The organism is Picosynechococcus sp. PCC 8807, assembly GCF_001693295.1.
In the GTDB taxonomy this organism is placed as follows: domain Bacteria; phylum Cyanobacteriota; class Cyanobacteriia; order Cyanobacteriales; family MRBY01; genus MRBY01.
This window is the reverse complement of record NZ_CP016483.1, coordinates 1,824,958-1,843,104: the sequence shown is the minus strand read 5'-3', so window position 1 is coordinate 1,843,104 and position 18,147 is coordinate 1,824,958. Positions and strand designations below refer to the sequence as shown.

General features: G+C 50.1%; 18 protein-coding genes. 8 read left to right on the top strand and 10 right to left on the bottom strand.

Annotation, left to right across the window (positions count from 1 at the left end):
- Positions 1 to 74: 74 nt before the first annotated feature.
- From AWQ24_RS08880 to AWQ24_RS08865, 4 genes are all read left to right on the top strand, one after another.
- A complete protein-coding gene (locus tag AWQ24_RS08880) occupies positions 75 to 1,052 on the top strand; it encodes a metal ABC transporter substrate-binding protein (protein WP_065716599.1) in 978 nt (325 codons plus the stop codon).
- Positions 1,053 to 1,106: 54 nt separating this feature from the next.
- A complete protein-coding gene (locus AWQ24_RS08875; protein ID WP_065716598.1) occupies positions 1,107 to 1,904 on the top strand; it encodes a metal ABC transporter ATP-binding protein in 798 nt (265 codons plus the stop codon).
- Positions 1,901 to 2,764 carry a metal ABC transporter permease gene (locus AWQ24_RS08870; protein WP_065716597.1) on the top strand — a complete coding sequence of 288 codons (864 nt, stop codon included), beginning with the start codon at positions 1,901 to 1,903 and terminating at the stop codon, positions 2,762 to 2,764. Before AWQ24_RS08875 ends, AWQ24_RS08870 begins: the two co-directional genes overlap by 4 nt.
- Positions 2,765 to 2,920: 156 nt before the next feature.
- The gene (locus tag AWQ24_RS08865) at positions 2,921 to 3,556 is read left to right on the top strand and encodes an L-threonylcarbamoyladenylate synthase (protein ID WP_012307344.1); all 636 of its coding nucleotides are present in this window, start codon (positions 2,921 to 2,923) and stop codon (positions 3,554 to 3,556) included.
- 11 nt (positions 3,557 to 3,567) lie between these two features.
- Here AWQ24_RS08865 and AWQ24_RS08860 read toward each other — a convergent pair whose 3' ends face one another.
- The 9 genes from AWQ24_RS08860 to AWQ24_RS08820 form a co-directional block, all read right to left on the bottom strand.
- Positions 3,568 to 4,209 (bottom strand): hypothetical protein, encoded by a 642-nt coding sequence (locus tag AWQ24_RS08860; protein WP_012307343.1) that lies wholly within the window; start codon positions 4,207 to 4,209, stop codon positions 3,568 to 3,570.
- A gap of 127 nt (positions 4,210 to 4,336) precedes the next feature.
- Positions 4,337 to 5,200, bottom strand: a complete 864-nt coding sequence (locus tag AWQ24_RS08855) for a shikimate dehydrogenase (protein ID WP_065716596.1) — start codon at positions 5,198 to 5,200, stop codon at positions 4,337 to 4,339.
- A 71-nt stretch (positions 5,201 to 5,271) separates the two neighbouring features.
- The gene (locus tag AWQ24_RS08850) at positions 5,272 to 6,048 is read right to left on the bottom strand and encodes a DUF6816 family protein (protein WP_065716595.1); all 777 of its coding nucleotides are present in this window, start codon (positions 6,046 to 6,048) and stop codon (positions 5,272 to 5,274) included.
- A 4-nt stretch (positions 6,049 to 6,052) separates the two neighbouring features.
- A complete protein-coding gene (gene ychF, locus AWQ24_RS08845; protein WP_012307340.1) occupies positions 6,053 to 7,147 on the bottom strand; it encodes a redox-regulated ATPase YchF in 1,095 nt (364 codons plus the stop codon).
- Between the two features lie 38 nt (positions 7,148 to 7,185).
- Complete coding sequence (locus AWQ24_RS08840; protein ID WP_232318798.1) at positions 7,186 to 9,072, bottom strand: WD40 repeat domain-containing serine/threonine-protein kinase; 1,887 nt, start codon at positions 9,070 to 9,072, stop codon at positions 7,186 to 7,188.
- Between the two features lie 207 nt (positions 9,073 to 9,279).
- Positions 9,280 to 9,786 (bottom strand): hypothetical protein, encoded by a 507-nt coding sequence (locus AWQ24_RS08835; protein WP_065716593.1) that lies wholly within the window; start codon positions 9,784 to 9,786, stop codon positions 9,280 to 9,282.
- Between the two features lie 124 nt (positions 9,787 to 9,910).
- Positions 9,911 to 10,543: a hypothetical protein gene (locus AWQ24_RS08830; protein ID WP_065716592.1), complete on the bottom strand. Its 633-nt coding sequence runs from the start codon at positions 10,541 to 10,543 to the stop codon at positions 9,911 to 9,913.
- A 2-nt stretch (positions 10,544 to 10,545) separates the two neighbouring features.
- Positions 10,546 to 10,929, bottom strand: a complete 384-nt coding sequence (locus AWQ24_RS08825) for a hypothetical protein (RefSeq protein WP_065716591.1) — start codon at positions 10,927 to 10,929, stop codon at positions 10,546 to 10,548.
- Positions 10,926 to 11,678, bottom strand: coding sequence for a hypothetical protein (locus AWQ24_RS08820; RefSeq protein ID WP_157096845.1), 753 nt, complete (start codon positions 11,676 to 11,678; stop codon positions 10,926 to 10,928). The genes AWQ24_RS08825 and AWQ24_RS08820 overlap by 4 nt, the downstream gene beginning before the upstream one ends.
- Before the next feature lie 154 nt (positions 11,679 to 11,832).
- On the opposite strand from AWQ24_RS08820, the gene AWQ24_RS08815 reads away from it, so the two are divergent.
- Genes AWQ24_RS08815 through AWQ24_RS08800 form a run of 4 tightly spaced genes read left to right on the top strand, consistent with a single transcriptional unit; the run spans position 11,833 to position 17,289 of the window.
- Positions 11,833 to 13,074, top strand: coding sequence for an HlyD family secretion protein (locus AWQ24_RS08815; RefSeq protein WP_065716589.1), 1,242 nt, complete (start codon positions 11,833 to 11,835; stop codon positions 13,072 to 13,074).
- Positions 13,075 to 13,076: 2 nt separating this feature from the next.
- Positions 13,077 to 15,038, top strand: coding sequence for an ATP-binding cassette domain-containing protein (locus tag AWQ24_RS08810; RefSeq protein ID WP_232318797.1), 1,962 nt, complete (start codon positions 13,077 to 13,079; stop codon positions 15,036 to 15,038).
- 3 nt (positions 15,039 to 15,041) lie between these two features.
- Positions 15,042 to 16,148 (top strand): ABC transporter permease, encoded by a 1,107-nt coding sequence (locus AWQ24_RS08805; protein ID WP_065716588.1) that lies wholly within the window; start codon positions 15,042 to 15,044, stop codon positions 16,146 to 16,148.
- A 10-nt stretch (positions 16,149 to 16,158) separates the two neighbouring features.
- Positions 16,159 to 17,289, top strand: a complete 1,131-nt coding sequence (locus AWQ24_RS08800) for an ABC transporter permease (protein WP_065716587.1) — start codon at positions 16,159 to 16,161, stop codon at positions 17,287 to 17,289.
- Here AWQ24_RS08800 and AWQ24_RS08795 read toward each other — a convergent pair.
- Positions 17,240 to 18,145 (bottom strand): tRNA (5-methylaminomethyl-2-thiouridine)(34)-methyltransferase MnmD, encoded by a 906-nt coding sequence (locus tag AWQ24_RS08795; protein ID WP_065716586.1) that lies wholly within the window; start codon positions 18,143 to 18,145, stop codon positions 17,240 to 17,242. The two genes, AWQ24_RS08800 and AWQ24_RS08795, sit on opposite strands and share 50 nt — an antisense overlap.
- Between the last annotated feature and the right edge of the window lie 2 nt (positions 18,146 to 18,147).

The following is an 18,147-nucleotide window of genomic DNA, read 5'->3' as shown; positions in this document are numbered from 1 at the left end:
TTTTAGGAGGGCAACCTTGGCAAATATGAAAAGAAAATGAGATAATTTGGCTAGGATCTTTTCATAATTGTTTCATGATTCGGATAAACTTACCGCGGCAAACCCTTGGCCTCGTCGGTATTGTCTGCGGCATTTGGTTAGTAGGTTGTACCCAACAAGCGGCTCCGCCAGTCGATAGTGATGTTTCGACTAATAACGAAACAACGGTTAATAATACAGACGGGCGCAAAAAAGTCTTAACCACATTCACCGTGATCGCCGACATCGCCCAGAATGTGGCTGGGGATAAATTAATCGTTGAATCCATCACCAGAATTGGGGCCGAGATCCACGGCTACGAACCCACCCCCAGTGATCTCGTGCGGGCCCAGGATGCGGATTTATTGCTCTATAACGGCATGAATTTAGAACGGTGGTTTGAGCAATTTTTAGGCAATCTCAATGATGTCCCCGCCGTCATTGTGACCGCAGGTATTGAACCGATTCCCATCGCCGAAGGCCCCTACACCGACAAGCCCAATCCCCACGCTTGGATGTCGCCGAAAAATGCCCTGGTTTATGTCGAAAATATCCGTCAAGCGTTTGTAGCACTCGATCCAGACAATGCGGCAACCTATAACGCCAATGCCGCTGCCTACAGTGCCGAACTAGAGGCGATCGCCGCCGAATTTGAAGCCGATCTTAATCTCGTTCCCGCAGCACAGCGGTTCCTCGTCAGTTGTGAAGGCGCATTTTCTTACCTGGCCCAGGATTATGGCCTCGAAGAAATCTACATTTGGCCCATCAACGCCGAACAACAATTTACCCCCAAGCAAGTCCAGAGCGTCATCACCCAAGTTGAGGCCAACGATGTCCCTACCATCTTTTGTGAGAGTACCGTCAGCGACGAAGGCCAAAAAGAAGTGGCTAAGGCGACGGGCGCCCGCTTTGGGGGGAACCTTTATGTTGATTCCCTCTCAACCCCCGATGGCCCAGTGCCAACATTTTTAGATCTCCTCGAGTATGACGTGCGGACGATCGCCAATGGCCTCCTCGCCGGAACAGCCCAGTAGGAGAAAACCCGCTCTAATCAGACTTTCCTAAACCCACTACCCCGGTAAAATGCGATGACTTACCCAATCCCAGAAATCGCCGTTGAAAATATCAGCGTCACCTACAGCAACACCCGCCTCGCCCTTTACAACACCAGTTGTCACGTCAAACCAGGCACCATCACCGCCCTTGTTGGCCCCAATGGTTGTGGCAAATCAACCCTGTTTAAATCAATTATGGGGTTTTTGAAACCGACCCAGGGGCGTGTCACGATTGCGGGTCAGTCGGTGCAGCAGGCCCAAAAAAAACAGCTGATGGCCTATGTACCCCAGGCCGATGAAGTGGATTGGAACTTTCCCGTGAGCGTGTTTGATGTGGTGATGATGGGTCGCTATGGCTACATGAATCTGCTACGGATTCCCAGTCAAAAAGATCGCCGTTTAGTGATGGAAAGTCTAGAGCGGGTAGATCTGGTGGAATTTCGTCACCGTCAAATTGGCGAACTCTCCGGCGGCCAAAAAAAACGGGCTTTCCTTGCGCGGGCCTTGGCCCAGGAAGGCAAAATTATTTTGCTTGATGAACCCTTTACGGGAGTTGATATCAAAACAGAAAAAAGCATCATCGATCTGTTGGTGCAATTGCGGGATGAGGGGCACACGATTTTAATTTCGACCCATGATCTTGCTTCGATCTCAACGTTCTGCGATCGCACCATTCTCCTCAATCGCACTGTCCTCGCCGAAGGTTACACCGCCGATACCTTCACAGAAGAAAACCTCGTGATGACTTTTGGGGGGTTACCCGTCGCCAGTCTCGAAAAATTATCCTCCCATTACCAACAGCAGCCCAACAGTTTAGAAGTAGATCAATGAGCTTAGTGAATTGGATTATTGAACCCCTACAGTATGGATTTCTCGTCAAAGCCATTTGGGTAAGTGCCTTTGTCGGCCTCGTCTGTGCGGTGTTGTCCTGCTATATCACCCTCAAGGGTTGGTCACTGATGGGGGATGCCGTTTCCCATGCCGTCGTTCCAGGAGTCGTAGTGGCCTATGCCCTCAATATTCCCTTCGCCATTGGCGCCTTCATCTTTGGTTTTGGCGCAACTGTGGCCATTGGTTATGTGAAGTCAAAAACGAGGCTTAAAGAAGATGCTGTCATCGGGGTGATTTTCACCGGGTTCTTTGCCTTTGGCCTTGTCTTAATTACGAAAATCCCCAGTAATATCGATCTTTTCCATATTCTGTTTGGCAATGTTCTTGGGATCTCCAACAGTGATATTGTGCAAACCTTGATCGCCGGCACCCTGACCTTGGTGGTGATCCTCATTCAACGGAAGGATCTCTTACTCTTTTGCTTTGATCCGAATCATGCCAAAGCTATTGGCTTAAATACTCGACTGATGTATTACACGCTTCTGTCTGTGTTGGCGTTGACCATTGTGACGGCCCTACAAACAGCGGGCATTATTCTCGTCATTGCGATGCTCGTGACCCCAGGCTCCATCGCCTATCTACTGACAGACCGCTTCGACCATATGCTGTGGATCTCTGCGGCGAGCAGCATTTTTTCCTGTGTTTTCGGCACCTATTTGAGCTATCACTTTGATGTTTCGACGGGGGGGGCGATCGTGGTTTTACTGACGATTGTTTTTGTGTTGGCGATGTTTTTTGCGCCGAAATATGGCATTTTGAGCCAGGGCAAGTCCTCGATACCGTTGGAATCTTCGCCATAGGAAAGAATATTGCCAGCAGTTCATTGGCCTTGAGAAAGGGCGAGCCTCGTTGCCATTTGGATTAAATATGCAAAAAATTAAATATTTTAATGCGAAAAACGCATCATGCAGCAATTGCATCACTTAGGATGGAAAAAATAGCTAGGTGCAATTACTATGGCAACATTTTTGCCCAAATCTCCCCAGGCGATCGCCCCGATCATCGAACAACTAGACCGTGGGCAGGTCGTCGTGATCCATACCGACGTAGTGTATCTGCTCATTGCCAATGCCCTAAATCCCCAGGCGACCAATCAGATCCACGAACTCAAAGGCTGGGAGCCCCGCAAACCCTTGACGCTTCTTTTAACGCCCCCAAAAGTACCTGAATACGGCATCCTCAGTGCCGAAGCCCAAACCCTCGTCAATCAATTTCCCTATCCCATTAGCGTCATTCTTCCCCACCGCAACAACTTGGCTGAAGGGGTAACTGCTGGTCATAGTGAGGTTTTTGTGTCCTGTCCTGACCAATTTATCTACGACCTCGCCGCCCAAGCTCCTTTTCCCATTGCCGCTGGCACCGCAAGTTTAGGGAGTGAGATGCGTGCAAATGATGCAAAAACCGCTGAAGCCTTTTTTGGGCAACAAGTTTCGCTCATTATCGATGGCGGCAAGGCCAAGGAACGCATCCGCACCACCCTCATTGATTGCCACTTGCCTTTACCGACCATTTTGAATTTTGGTCTGGTGTCCTTTGATGATTTGCGGGAAATTATTCCCCACATCGAATTGCCTTCTCACCTGCGGAAATAAAAGCTCGTCGTTCACAGTTGCTCATCATCACCCAACAGCTCTGAACCAGAACTGCCCGTTAAAAACATGATATTTGCCCCTTTTAGTTTACGGCGGAGGTAGGTGTAGGGATTGCCATAATTCCCTTCCCAAGGGTTGACCCAAACTTCCGCTTCCAGGAGGGGGAAAATTCGCACCACTGTACGCGTTAATTCGTAGATATTATCGAATTTAAAATCTGGAAAGAGAATTTTTTCTCCTTTGCCCAAGAAACGCAGGGTGTCATATTGAGTAACGTGGAGTGCTTTGAGTTGGGGAATTTTGAGGGCGTAAACCTTGGGTTGGGGCAAGAATTGAAACCAAGGGCGGCCCCGCTTAAAGAGTTGAATTAAATAGGCTTCTAAATAAATAATTTGGTTCGCATCGGCATCTACTTTTAGATAGCGAGCGTAGGGCATCAGATAAAAGGGAAAAAAGATAAAAGTATAGATAAATAAACCCACAAGATAAACGGCATAGCGATAGCCCAAAAAATCAGAAATTGGCCATAAAATAATCGCGAGGGTTGGCACGAAGGCAAGGATTATCGCTGTGTTTTTATCAATGCCTTGTTTGAGCACGAGGTCAGAAGGACTGATGCTCTGGATTCTATAGACTCTTTTGTATAGGCCCATGGGGATTTATCTTTTGTGAGCGCCTGGCGAGGAAGAGTGGAAGAGTTGGCCCTGGCCTAGCCAAGGGAGATGCTTTTATCATACGCAGTTTTGATCGAGGAACCGATAGATCTGTCCGACTCTAATTTTACCGAGCAAGATGATTAAGTAACGCTTGACGCATGGTATCGACAGGAACCGGTTGACCAAGCCATTTTTCTAAGGCGATCGCCCCTTGCTGTACCAACATTTCGCTCCCGTCAATAATTGCTGCGCCCTGGGTCTGGGCTTGTTTAAGAAACTGGGTAGGAGAAGGCGTATAAATTAAATCGTAGGCGATCGCCCCTGGGGGAAGATTGGCCATCAATTCGTCACTGACTGGGGACGCATCGACCTTGGGAAACATCCCGATGGGGGTGGCATTGACCAGCAGTTGGGCCTGGGGAATTAGCCGTTGGCGATCGCCCCAAAGATGGGTTTGTACCTTGCCCGCCAGGGGCGTATTTTGCCAACTTTCGCTAAATTGCGCCAATTTTTCGGGATCACGACCCAAGACATGGATCTGCGGACAGCCCAGTTGATGACAACCGACTACCACTGCCCGCGCCGCACCGCCATTGCCGAGGATCACCGGGGTTACATTCGACCAGTCCCGTTCCAACGCCTTCAGAGGAGCGACAAAGCCCGCCACATCGGTATTTGTCCCCTGCCAGCCGGTTGCCGTGCGCCAAACGGTATTCACTGCGCCCACCAGTTCAGCCTCCGGGGCGATCGCCTCTAGGTGCGCCATAATCGCCTGTTTGTGGGGAATGGTGATGCTAAATCCTTGGAGATCAATCGCCCAAAATCCATCCAGGGCCGCTTTTAGAGCCGCCGCCGCCACCGGGAACGCGAGATAAACATAATCCACTCCCAGTTCGGCGATCGCCGCATTGTGCATGATCGGCGAGAAGGAATGTTTAACCGGATCCCCAATCACACCGAGGAGTTTTGTTGTGCCAAGAATTTTCATGATTCACCTTAATTTTTAAAAGATTAGCTTTGTATTAAAAATCGTTCTGAAACGTGTTTAAAATTCCTAATTTATTCAGAAATTTTCGTTAACTCTAAATGGTAATGGTAAAGGGCTACAGGTTTATTTTGGGCCTGGAAAAAGTCTGGATCACTGGGAGACAAATAAATCGCAGTTACTTGATTGGCTGTAACATGATCGGAGTCAAGCTGTTGATAATCCGTCGTTGTTTCAACGCGATTCAGGTAGATTTGCTCGCTACTTTGAAATTGCTGTTGGGTGAGTTCACTACTGAAAAACTGGTCGGGTTCAGGTTGAGCTTGGGCACGGCCTGTGACGGTAGAAATCAGACGGCGATCGCCTTTTAAAATCGTTAACTGGCGGTTGGGATTTTGGGGATCGACTTCTACTTTTTGTACCGTTTTTTCGCCTAGATAAGCCTGGGCAATTTCAGCACCATTAAACGCCCGGTCTGCCACAATCGCCGCCCCAGTCGGCCTCGGTAAAGATAAAGGTTTTACCAAAAAGTTCGTCTGGAGTTGAAACCGCACCCGAAACACAAAAGGCTGACCAATTAACGTTTCGTTAGCAGCAAAGCCAGGTGTCACTAAATCCGGCGCGAGGGGAGCCACTTGGTCGATCAGGGTACTCGTCACCTGCCAGGTGCCCGCAAACCAATCCGGATAAATCAGATCTTCTCCAGTTTGCACCGGATTCAAGCTTGGTAAATCCTGCCACTGGGGGTAATGACTAAGGCGATCGCCTAGGGATTCAGCCCAAACCGGACTCCACCCCAAAAACCAAATCAATAAACCCAGAACAAGAACTTTCCCCCAAACCTTAACCATTTCCCTAGACATTAAAACGAAATAACATTACATCCCCTTCCTGGACTAAGTATTCTTTTCCTTCCGCACGCACTAGGCCCTTTTCCTTGGCCGCAGGCATTGCCCCACAGTCCACCAAGTCTTGATAGGCCACCGTTTCCGCCCGGATAAAACCCCGTTCAAAGTCCGTGTGGATCACCCCGGCGGCCTGGGGTGCTTTCATGCCCACATGGATTGTCCAAGCGCGGGTTTCTTCGGGGCCAGTGGTGAAGTAAGTACGTAAACCCAACAGTTCATAGGTGGCACGAATCAGAGATTGCAACCCCCCTTCTTCCACGCCGAGGGATTCGAGAAAATCTTTCTTTTCGGCGGCGTCTAATTCCACTAATTCTGCTTCTACTTGGGCCGAAACCACGACCACCTGGGCATTTTCCTGCTGGGCTAACTCCCTGACCTGTTCTACCCAAGCATTACCGTCGGCGAGATCTTCTTCGGAAACGTTGGTCGCATAGATTACAGGCTTGCGGGTCAGCAAACCAAGGGCTTTAATCGCCAGTTCTTCCTCTTCATCCAGTTCCACTTCCCGGGCCGGACGAGCATCTTCGAGGACGGGCAAAATCTTTTCTAAAACGGCCACTTCCAACAGGGCTTCCTTAGCGCGGCTCTTGGCTTGTTTGCGGGCGCGGTCGAGGCGTTTTTCCACCTGGGCCAAATCGGCGAGGATTAACTCTAGGCTAATCACTTCAATATCGCGGATCGGGTCAACGGAACCGGACACATGGATAATGTCATCGTCGTCGAAACAGCGCACCACATGGACGATCGCATCCACTTCACGGATATTAGCGAGGAACTGATTGCCCAAACCTTCCCCTTGGCTCGCCCCTTTTACCAAGCCAGCGATATCGACAAATTCGATGCGGGTAGGCACAATTTTGGCGGATTTGGAAATGTCGGCGAGGACATCAAGACGCCCATCGGGAACCGCCACCACCCCCACATTGGGTTCGATGGTACAAAAAGGAAAGTTGGCCGCGTCTGCTTTGGCATTTTCACAGAGGGCATTAAAAAGGGTGGATTTTCCAACGTTGGGCAGTCCGACGATTCCGGCTCGTAGCATGGGGCTTTATGTTTTAAATTCTTGTTTTTGCTCGGTGGTCATTGTATCCCGAATCGCCAGAGTTTAATGGTTTTATCGGCGGCGGCGGTGGCAATAATCTGACTGTCTGGGGCAATGGCGATCGCCTTTATTTCACCACTGTGGGCAGCGAGTTCGACGAAAGGTTGTTCCTGACCGAGTTGCCAGAGGGAAAGGTTTCCTTGGTGATCGCCGCCGGCAAAAAAGCGCTGGTTTGGGGCGATCGCCAATTGGGTAAAGGGAATGACTGGCCGAAGAATTTTGGGTGTGTAATCAGAAGCGAGGGGCCAAATTTTGAGGGTCTGATCCGTGGCGATACTGATTAAAAATTGACCATCGGCACTGACTTGAAAATCAAGAATTTCCCCCTGATGTTCCGGGAGAGTTTGAACAGACTGGCCTTGTTCATAGCAGCAAGTTAAATGATTTCCCTGGGCGAGCCAGAGCTGGTTTTTCGCCTGGGATGCCCGGATGAGATGGGTGTCCGGTGCGGTGAAAGTGTAGAGAATATTTTGCTCCGTCAAATCCCAGACCACGATTTCCTGATCGGCCCCCAAAGTGGCTAATTGCCCTGTCTTTTTCCAGCAAGCAAGCCCTTGAATCCAAGTCGATCTTCCCTGGAGACAAGCGGTTTGTTCTCCCTGTTGCCACTCCCAAAGACGAATGGTGTAGTCCCAACTGCCAGAAATTAGGCGATCGCCCCAAAAGGCCAACCCAGAAATAATTCCCCGGTGCCCCCGCAAACAACGAGACTCCCGGCGGCGATCTAAATCCCAGAGGCGAATCGTTTGATCTGCAGCGGCACTAGCGAGAAACTGACTATCCGGGGCAAACTGTAGGGCGGTAATGTAGGCATGGTGACCCGTAAAGGTGCGAAAACAATACCATTGGGGCACGGGGCTGGGTTCAATTAGGGAAATAATTTGAGGCGGTTCGGGGGCAACTCGCGGTATCGGTTTTGGGGTGACTGATCTAGCGGCTGGAAAAAGTTGATCGAGGATTGCCTGGGCAGATTGGGGGCGATCGCCAACGGCTTCAGCCAGCATTTGATCCAGTAAGTGGCCCAGATTATTGCTAATCGGTATTGTGAGATAATCCCGCCAGACCCAGCGATTTTCGCGCACACTGTAGAGATCAAAGGGATGAATTGAGGTGAGCAGTTCCAGGCAGATCACCCCCAGGCTGTAAAGATCGCTGCCAGGATAACTTTGGCCCCGCAATTGCTCTGGGGCGGTGTAAATCCCCGAACCGATTAGGGTGCCGGGTTCCGCGCTGGCCATTTTTGAGGTCACCTTCGCCGCCGTAAAATCGACGATCGCCCAATGCTGTGCCGGGGTAAACAGGAGATTATCGGGGTTTAGATCTCGATGAATTAGCCCATGATCATGAATGAGTTGTACCAAGGGGAAAATGTCTTGGAGAAACTCCCGTAATTTTGCCTCGGAGAATGGCCCCATAAGATCGAGCCGCTGCCGTAAGCTTTCCCCAGCAATTTTTTCAAACACAAGGGTCGGTGGAATCGTGATTTGATGCCAATGTTCCGGTAAAAATAGCCCTAAAACTGTCGGAAATTCTGGGCGATCGCCTAACGTTTTTAACCGCGCCGCATTCTCCTGGAACGTTTCCACAGACTGCTGGGCCTGCACGCTCTGGGTCAGAAAAACTTGCTTAAGAATGCAATAACTTTCGGGAAAAGTGCCCCGGTCAATGCCCAAGAGGGTGCGTCCCTTGGTTCCTTGGTGCAGAACTTGCCGGACTATATAGCGATCGCCTAACACCAGGGGTTGACCACAGGCCATACAAAATTTCCCCTGATCAGGGTTGCGGGGTTGGGAACAAGTGGGATTCAGGCAAAGAATCATCAGTGGCGATCGCACAGAAACCTTTCCATTGTGGCAGGAAGCCACCGTTCCGTTAAAACTTTCCCAGTAAACTAATGGGGATAGTCCCTGTAATTTCCAAAGTGAAAATTGATTCCCTATTTTTCTAGAGATTTTTGTAGATCGCTTAGGTGCGATCTACAAGGCGATCGCCAACAAAATAATCAGCACTGCCATTATCTTGCGGGATAATTTCAGTGCTGCTGCCAAATTTTGCATCATTTGCACATTGTCTTACTTCTGAAGATTGAAGAAACTATTGGGATAGCCCGCTAATTTCCCAGAGATTTTCGTGCCGCCATTTTGGAGGGTGCCTTCGAGGACGACAGTTTGCCCAGAAAAACCATTGAGCTGAATGGTGACATTACTCCCCTGAAGGGAAGCCGAAGCGGTTCCTTGTTGCATCACACTCTGGCCACCGTAAAGCTTCCAGGAACCATTGCCCCCAGGGGACAACGTCACATCAAAGTTAGTTAAAACATCATCGCCAACACTGCCCATATTCCCCTGCCAAAGACCAACGAGAGAAACGGGAGCAGCCAGATCGAACTGGGGTTGAAAAATATTTTGGGCGGGAATCGGTCGCAGATCAAAAGTTTGGGATTGTCTAGATTGACTAATTTGAGTCAGGGGCTTGGATCGGAGCAATGGTGAAGCATTCGCTGCGTTGAGCATGAAGCCAGTAGTTAAAGAAAGGGTACCGAGGGTTGCGAAAGAAAGGGCTTTGAAAGAAATAGTCATTGGTTTTTCTCCACTTAAAAAAACAGAACTGATGGTGAATATCTGCACTTTTGTAGTGAATCAAACAAATTACTGATGCAGTGGCTCGACAAGATGACTTGAATTTTTTTCCATTACAGTTGAGTCAATTTTGTTGTGAATTTGAAAAGGCGATCGCCGCCACCCAGATGTGGAGATAATCTGCGGCCCGTCGCCAAGATCCCTGGGATTGGATCACAATTTCCGCCGCCTTTTCTGGGGAAAGGATTAAAGGGCAATTCTGATCTGGGATGGTGGTTGCAGCAATTTTGAACGCGGCCCAAGCTTGCAAAGTGGGTACGTCGAGGGGCGGCAGCTGAATCGTTGTTGTTTTCAGCCCCACCAGTTTCGCCCAAAAACTAATGTCCACATGACTACCAACTACCACCGTCCCCCGCCGGAAACGCACCCGGAGCAGTCCCCCCAGAAATAACCCCAAGGGCAGGCGATCTACTTCATTCCAATAGGCGATCGCCCCCGTTTTTAGCCACTGCCAACGCTGGAGATAATTGGGCGGCACATAGCAATAATCACCCCCCGTTTGCGATCGCCAATGGTGCAGATGGGCCGTTTTCCCAAACCCCTTTTCCCCCAGGATTTGCACAAATTGATTTCCCCCTGGCAAGGGCGCTTCAGAATAACCGCGATCCAGCCAAAAAGTGATGTTTTGCGCCAGTTGTTCCGTGCCGATAAAGGGATTGTGCTGTAAACCGATGGCCTGGTAAGGATTTGTCGCCATGCCTAAGCCAATACCTGAAAAGAAGCTACCGCTGTATCTTTGTCGCTAAACAAGCCTGGAAACGTGATCCGCACTTCCACAGACCACATCAGCCGAAATAAAAAGCCATCGTAGGAAATGGGGGCATCCAACGGAATCTCAAACGTAAAAGGATGGTTTCGTTCCATGAGATTCAGCACCATATTTGGGTCAAGGATTTGGGAACTGACCCTGTGGCGATCGCCTTTGCCTCGGCCTTCCGTTGACCACAGGATAGAAACCGTCGCTTTTTTCGGGCAACGGTCTGGATTTTCTGATCGCCAGACAAAATCACCCGATAATCTTTCTCCCAAACTGACTGCATCACGGTCGAGATGTAGCGTAATGGGCGTTTTCAGCGTCGTCATGGTCTACTCACCACCCTTAACTTAAAAAAAGATGTATCCCGCACAATTTGGGGCAAATGGCAACGCACCTGAAGTTCCCAGCGCAGTTGATTGTGGGGCGGCGCGTAGATGCTCGGCTTGGCATCGGCGGGAATGGTCAGATCGATGGTGTATTCCAGTTGCTTGACTCCCCGACCAATGGCGCGCTCCAAACAAGCCTGGGTTGAAAGCCCGTGGGTCACAGTTTCGAGGTCTGTGCCGCGATAATATTGCACCCATTCATAATGCAACCAGGTGGCAGATACAAGGGCGGTTTGGGTTGTTTGCCCGTTACGCAAGGGGCGGCGATAGCGCACCCGATAGGTTTCCCCGGCATAGAGCGGATAGGTTGGTAAAATCAGTACCCCAGTTTTGATTCGATATTTTTGGTAGAGGAGTCGCCCCACCCAAATCAGTCCGCCCACACCAATGGCCACAAAGGGAATGAGGAACAGCAACATAAATATGGCTCCCAACGTCGGGCCTTGGAAGATCTGTACTAAGGCGATCGCAAACATCGTAAAAGAAACCCCGCACCAAATGCCGAGCCACACCGTAATAAAAAGACCCGCACAGCCCATCGCGGCCCAGCTTCTCGATTGGGGAGATTCTGCTGAGAGCACATAACCTTCTGGGGTCGATTTCGGTTCCCAATATTGGGCGTAGGGGCAATACTCTTGCTGCGGGATTTTGAGATTGGCCATGGGCGATCGCCTTAAGTTGCCCACCATTTTCCCTGGAATTTTGCCGGGTGTCTCCAAAATATAGATAAACCTTATCAGCGATGGCAATTTGTCGAAATACTACGTGCTGAGCCATCCCCCGGCGTATCCCTTCCATAATGAAAGGTAGTTAGATTAACGACGAAAATCTCCTAGAAATGTGATGACTGCCGCCACAACAACCCGAAACAAAGGCATTCCAAAATTTCTTAAAATTGCGCTGCCCATCGTGCTGGTGGGGGGATTGGGCGTTGGTCTGGTGAACTATTTTCTCCGTCCAGAACCCACCCAAGGCATCGAACTCAGTGGCAGAATCGAAGGCTATGAAACGAATATTAGCGCCAAGGTGGGCGGGAAAATAGAGGCGATCGCCGTTCGGGAAGGAGATACTGTCATACAAGGGCAAGTCCTCGTCACCCTCGACAGTGCGGAATTGCAAGCTTCTCTGGAAGGGGCACAGGCGCGGATTAACGCCGCCCAGCAACAGGTGAACCAAGCCCAACTGCAAATCGCCGTCATCGAAAATCAGATCACCGAAGCCCAACTCACCCAACAGCAAGCCCAGGACGATACCGTCGGACGGGTGAATGCGGCCCAAGCCAATGTTGCCGCTGCGAAAGCCCAACTCGCCCAAGCCCAAGCTCAGGTGAAACAACTCGAAGCTGAACTCGCCCTTGCAAAAGCCGATGGCGATCGCTTTCAGGAATTGTACGCATCCGGTGTGGTGTCCAAGCAGCGCTTAGAACAAGCCCAAACCCAATATTTATCGACGAAGGAAAACCTCGATGCCCGCCGTGCCGTGGTGGCTGCCGCCGCTGAACAGGTGAAAACCGCCGAAGGAAATCTCACCCAAACCCAAGCCAGCCAATTTAACCCCGATATCCGTGCGGTGCAGGTGCAACGGCTCCAAACCCAACTCGCCCAAGCCCAAACCCAACTCAGTGCCGCCCAAGCCCAAGTGCAAAATGCCCAAGCCAATTACAACGAAATTGCCGCGAAACTGAAGGATTTAGAATTGGTTAGTCCCATCGATGGGGTGGTGTTAACGCGCACCGCCGAACCGGGGGAAGTGGTGGCAACGGGCAAAACCCTGTTAACCCTGGTGAATTTGGGGGATGTGTATCTACGGGGTTTTATTCCGGAAAAGGAAGTGGGGGCGATTCAAATTGGGCAGACGGCAGCGGTGTTTTTGGACTCTGCGCCGGAGGAACCTTTACGGGCAACGGTGGCGGCAATTGATACGGAGGCTTCCTTTACGCCGGAGAATATTTATTTTCGGGATGATCGGGTGACCCAGGTGTTCGGTTTGAAATTGCAGATTGAAAATGAAGCGGGTTTTGCGAAACCGGGAATGCCTGCAGATGCGACGATTTTGACGGATGAGACCCAAAATGTGCAGCGATAGTGATGATGACAGCGACGAGCAATCATTCAACTTTTAGCAACGGGTTACGCTACGGGGAAACGACGATTCAGGTGGCGGGACTGCGGAAAGACTATGGCGCGGTGCGGGCGGTGCGGGGCATTGATTTTTCGATGAAAGCGGGGGAAATTTTTGGGCTGATTGGGCCGGATGGGGCGGGAAAAACGAGCACGTTCCAGATTTTGGCGGGGGTGATGGGGGCCACGGCGGGAACGGTAGCCATGCTCGGTAAAACGCCGCAGGAGTCCCGCTTGGATGTGGGCTATTTAACGCAACAGTTTTCGCTGTATTTGGATCTGAGCATTCTGGAAAATTTGCGCTATGTGGCAGGCTTACGGAATGTGCCAGAGCGGATATTTGGCGATCGCCATCGGCATTTACTGAAATTGATGAACCTCGATCAGTTTCCAGAGCGGTTGGCGCGGCAGTTGTCGGGGGGGATGAAACAGAAGCTGGCGTTATGTTGTGCGTTGATTGCCCAGCCGAAAATTTTGTTGCTCGATGAGCCGACGACGGGGGTTGATCCGGTGTCGCGGCGGGAGTTTTGGGATTTGCTGGCGGGGATTGCGGCCCAGGGGGTGACGATTGTGACGGCAACGCCCTATCTGGATGAGGCGGAACGCTGTCATCGCCTCGCCCTGATTTATGAGGGGGAAATTCAGCAGCTTGGCACACTGGGGGAATTGCAACGAAATTTAGGGTTACATCGCTTGGAATTGCGGGCGACTCCCTTAACCGCAGCGGAAAAATTGTTACGCAACCAAGCGCCGGAAACGGTGATCGATGTGCAATCCTTTGGCGATCGCCTCGATATTTTGACCCCTGATGTTACTCAAGCCCAGCGGGACATCACCCAAACCTTAGCCCAAGACAATATCACTCTACATAGTTTAGAAGCGAATGAACCGACCCTCGAAAATGTCTTTGTAAACCACCTGCGGCAGCAAGGAGCAGATCCGGTGTATAAATCCTTCCCCTATTACCGAAAACGGGGAAATGCCAACCCAAAAGCTCTAAAACTCGCCATTTCTGCCCAACAACTGCAAAAAACCTTTGGGGAATTTCAGGCAGTGAAAAATGTCACCTTCGATGTCCACTACGGTGAAATTTATGGACTCCTCGGCGCAAACGGCGCGGGCAAAACCACCACGATTAAAATGATCTGCGGTCTGTTACCTGCGACGGCAGGGGTGATGCAACTGGCAGGGGAAACAGAAAAACTCCACCGCTCCGAAGTGCGATCGCGTCTTGGGTACATGAGCCAAAAATTTACCCTGTACGATGATCTGAGTATTCAGCAAAATTTGGAATTTTATTGCGGCGTGTACGGTATTCCCCGAAAATTGCGACGGGAAAAAATCGCGTGGGTGTTGGAAACCTGTGGGTTACTCGGTCGGGAAAAAATCACAACGGGCAGTTTACCAGGGGGTTGGAAACAGCGGGTCGCCTTTGGCGCGTCGGTGATGCACGAGCCGGATATTTTATTTCTCGATGAACCGACTTCGGGGGTGGATCCGGTGGCGCGACGGCAGTTTTGGCGGTTAATTCGGGATTTTGCGCGGCAGGGGACGGCGATTCTGGTCACCACTCACTATTTAGAGGAGGCGGAAAATTGTAATCGGATGGCGTTTATGGTGGCGGGGGAGATCGTAGCGCAGGGTTCCCCGACGGAGATTAAGGCGGCACAACCGGGACAATTGATCGAGCTTTGTACCAACCAAATTCAGCACAGTTCGGATTTACTCAAGGAAAAATTAGCCCATTGGCGGGTCTCGATTTTTGGCGATCGCCTGCACCTCGTTTTAGATAATCCCGCCCAAGACTTAAATTTTGTCCAGCAAACCTTACAGCAAGCAGGGATTGAAATATATAGCCAGCGCACCATTCCCTTCACCCTCGAAGATTCCTTTATCGGCACAGTCCAACGGGCGGAGGATTTACGCTAAACCATGAGCCTAAAACGTGTTTTATCCCAAGCGAAAAAGGAACTGGCACAATTTAGCCGCGATCGCCTGACCGTTGCCTTGGCGTTGGTGCTGCCCTTGGGGATGTTGTTAATTTATGGCTACGCGATCCGGTTGGAAACGAAAAATATTCCTTTGGCGGTGCAGGATTTTGACAATTCACCCCTCAGTCGTAGCTATGTGGAACGACTTTTTGCGACCAATCAATTTATTCCGACCCCCTTGGTCGATAGTTCGCCATTATCCTCTCTGGATCGAGGCACAGCCAAAGCGACCATCGTCATTCCCCCCACCTTTGCGGAAGATGTGGCGGCGGGCAATGCCAAGGTGCAAGCCCTGATCGACGGCACCGATGTGAATAATGCGCGGGTGATCCAAAATAGTGTGCGGGCGGTAACCAACTTTTTTATCCAAACTCTGCCCAATGCCCAGCGTCCCGAAGGCATTCAAGCACGGGTGCGAATTTGGTTTAATCCCGGTCGGGAGGAAGCCCTGTATATTGTGCCGGGGATTTTTGGGGTCGTCTTCTGGGTGTTTCCGTCGATGCTGTCTGCCATTTCGGTGGTGCGAGAAAAGGAACAGGGAACCGCAATTCAGGTCTATGCCTCCGATCTCAGTTCTACGGAATGGCTGTTGGGTAAGGGGTTGGCGTACTGGCTGGTGGCGATCGCCGAAACCCTCGTGGTGATGACCATCTCCTTTGTCTTGTTCCATATCCGCTTACAAACCAGTCCCTTCCCCTTGATCATTGGCACAGCCATTTACCTCGCGGCGGCGGTGTCCTTCGGGTTATTTATCGGCGCACGGGGTGGCAACCAAAATGCAGCAGTCCAAGGCACGGCGATCGCCGGATTTTTAACCTCATTTTTGCTCTCTGGATTTATTTATCGCTTAGAAAATATTCCCTTTCCCTTATCATTAATTGCTAACATTATTCCCGCCCGCTATTACATTTTGCTCACCCGTGATGCCTTTGTACGGGGTAGTGGTTGGCGCAGTATTTGGTATGTGCCCATTGTGGTTGGGATTATTGGTTTAATCCTTTTGAAGGCTGCCACAAAAATCATGGAAAATATGCAGATATCGGACTAAATATTGATGTATGAAAATTAATTTACTACAAGGTTTTTTTGATGGTCGTTTCTGGGCATTAACCCTCAAGGAAATTCGCCAAATTCTCAAAAATCGCCAATCTATTTTTCTGTTAATTTTCCCGCCAACGATTCAATTATTAGTCTTTGGTTTAGCCCTCAGCCCCAATGTCGATCACCTCAGTTTAGGTTTAATCGATTATGCTAATTCTGCCCAAAGTCGTGAATTTGTTTCTGCCTTGACGGAAAATGACATCTTTCAAATTGAGTCAATCCCTAAAAATGAAGCTCAGTTACAGGAGCAAGTACGGAATGGTAAATTAACCGCCGGATTAATTATTCCGCCTAACTTTGATCGAGATTTAAACCAAGGCAATTCAACGGAAGTACAAGTTTTTATTGATGGGGTTGATGCCAATACTGCAGGCATTACGAATGGCTATATTAATCAAATTGTGAATCAATATACTCGCCGAAGAAATCCTGAATTTAAAACGCCCCCCGTCGAAACCCAAAGTCGTTTTTTATATAATCCCGGTTTGATTAGTAGTTGGTTCTTTGTGCCGGGAGTGATCGGTTTAGTATTAACATTAACGGGTTCTCTGATTTCTTCAGTGACTGTCATTCGCGAAAAAGATGTGGGCACACTAGAGCAATTACTCATGACTCCGGCATCGGGCTGGGAAATTTTATTGGCTAAAATTGTGCCGTTATTTATCCTTTTGATGGGCGATGTTTTAATTGCTTGCGGTATGGGGAAATTTATTTTCAATTTACCTTTTCGGGGCAATTTTTTAATTTTTTATAGTCTTTCTGGACTGTATGTATTTGTGAGTATTGGTTTAGGGATTTTACTCGCCACCCTATCGCGTACTCAGCAGCAGGTCGTCTTAACGTCGTTCTTTTTTAATGCGCCGATTATCCAGCTTTCTGGGGCGATCGCCCCGATTGAGAGTATGCCAAAATTTTTCCAGATTCTCTCATGGTTTGACCCGCTGCGCCATTATGTGGCGATCGCCCGGAGTTTGATTCTCAAAGGGGTGGCGATTGACTCCCTATGGCCGAATATTTTGGCATTGCTAGGGTTTGCAATTATTCTGTTGTCGGTGAGTGTGCATCGTTTTCGGGCACAGTTGAATTGAGGGCTAACCAACGTTTTTTCCAGTGACTTGTGGATTCCCGCTGGCTAGATTTTTGTTCGTCCCGTCGCCGCTGCAAGATTGTGTCTGCGTCATCCTGGAGAGTCGGATCGCGATAGGCGATCGCCGCATTGGTGAGAAGATGTTCCTGCTCCTGTTGGGACAAAGGCGTCAGATTCTCAGGAATAAACCGCGCTAGGGTTCCGGGAGACTTTCGACCGACACCGGGGGTTTTGCCGAGCTGTAAACCTGCTGCCTGGAGTGCCACCCGCACCGCTGCCGCACAGGAATAGGTTGCCAAATAGCCGTCAGGGGCAAGGCATTGGGCCACTAAATCGAGAAATTCCACCGTCCAGAGCTGGGGACATTTTGGCGGTGAAAAGGGATCAAGAAAGATGGCATCGGCCTGGAAATCAGCTTGAATCACCCGTTGAATGGTTTGTCGCGCGTCACCGATGAGCAATTGGGCTTTGAATAGGCTTGTTTCGACCTGAAGATTTTCGCTCAGTTCCCGTAGGCAACCCAGCACTGTTGTCGGATAGGCCGCTAGGACATTTTGCTGAATGCTCTCAAGGGCGATCGCCTGGTCTTTTTCTAGGGCAAATAAGGTGACTTGACAGTGGGGATTAACGCGCCAAATTTCCGTGAGGGCTGCTGCGGTATTATGACCCAAGCCATAGCAAACATCCAAAAGCCGGAGTTGGGGTTGTTGGGCGAGTTCGGCGATCCGACAAGGCAGGAGAAATTTTTCCTTAGCCTCCCGTTTGGCCCCCACCTGGGAGTGGAAATGCTCCTGAAACTCTTCTGAAAAAAACGTATAGGAACCGTCGGCTGTTAACTGGGACACCAAGCTAGACATCG

Coding starts and splice junctions, on each gene's coding strand:
- AWQ24_RS08830 (WP_065716592.1), bottom strand. CDS start 10,543: ATGGCGACAAATCCTTACCAGGCCATCGGTTTACAGCACAATCCCTTT.
- AWQ24_RS08875 (WP_065716598.1), top strand. CDS start 1,107: ATGACTTACCCAATCCCAGAAATCGCCGTTGAAAATATCAGCGTCACC.
- AWQ24_RS08865 (WP_012307344.1), top strand. CDS start 2,921: ATGGCAACATTTTTGCCCAAATCTCCCCAGGCGATCGCCCCGATCATC.
- AWQ24_RS08805 (WP_065716588.1), top strand. CDS start 15,042: ATGAGCCTAAAACGTGTTTTATCCCAAGCGAAAAAGGAACTGGCACAA.
- AWQ24_RS08860 (WP_012307343.1), bottom strand. CDS start 4,209: ATGGGCCTATACAAAAGAGTCTATAGAATCCAGAGCATCAGTCCTTCT.
- AWQ24_RS08825 (WP_065716591.1), bottom strand. CDS start 10,929: ATGACGACGCTGAAAACGCCCATTACGCTACATCTCGACCGTGATGCA.
- AWQ24_RS08820 (WP_157096845.1), bottom strand. CDS start 11,678: ATGGTGGGCAACTTAAGGCGATCGCCCATGGCCAATCTCAAAATCCCG.
- ychF (WP_012307340.1), bottom strand. CDS start 7,147: ATGCTACGAGCCGGAATCGTCGGACTGCCCAACGTTGGAAAATCCACC.
- AWQ24_RS08835 (WP_065716593.1), bottom strand. CDS start 9,786: ATGACTATTTCTTTCAAAGCCCTTTCTTTCGCAACCCTCGGTACCCTT.
- AWQ24_RS08800 (WP_065716587.1), top strand. CDS start 16,159: ATGAAAATTAATTTACTACAAGGTTTTTTTGATGGTCGTTTCTGGGCA.
- AWQ24_RS08815 (WP_065716589.1), top strand. CDS start 11,833: ATGACTGCCGCCACAACAACCCGAAACAAAGGCATTCCAAAATTTCTT.
- AWQ24_RS08880 (WP_065716599.1), top strand. CDS start 75: ATGATTCGGATAAACTTACCGCGGCAAACCCTTGGCCTCGTCGGTATT.
- AWQ24_RS08795 (WP_065716586.1), bottom strand. CDS start 18,145: ATGTCTAGCTTGGTGTCCCAGTTAACAGCCGACGGTTCCTATACGTTT.
- AWQ24_RS08810 (WP_232318797.1), top strand. CDS start 13,077: ATGATGACAGCGACGAGCAATCATTCAACTTTTAGCAACGGGTTACGC.
- AWQ24_RS08870 (WP_065716597.1), top strand. CDS start 1,901: ATGAGCTTAGTGAATTGGATTATTGAACCCCTACAGTATGGATTTCTC.
- AWQ24_RS08850 (WP_065716595.1), bottom strand. CDS start 6,048: ATGGTTAAGGTTTGGGGGAAAGTTCTTGTTCTGGGTTTATTGATTTGG.
- AWQ24_RS08855 (WP_065716596.1), bottom strand. CDS start 5,200: ATGAAAATTCTTGGCACAACAAAACTCCTCGGTGTGATTGGGGATCCG.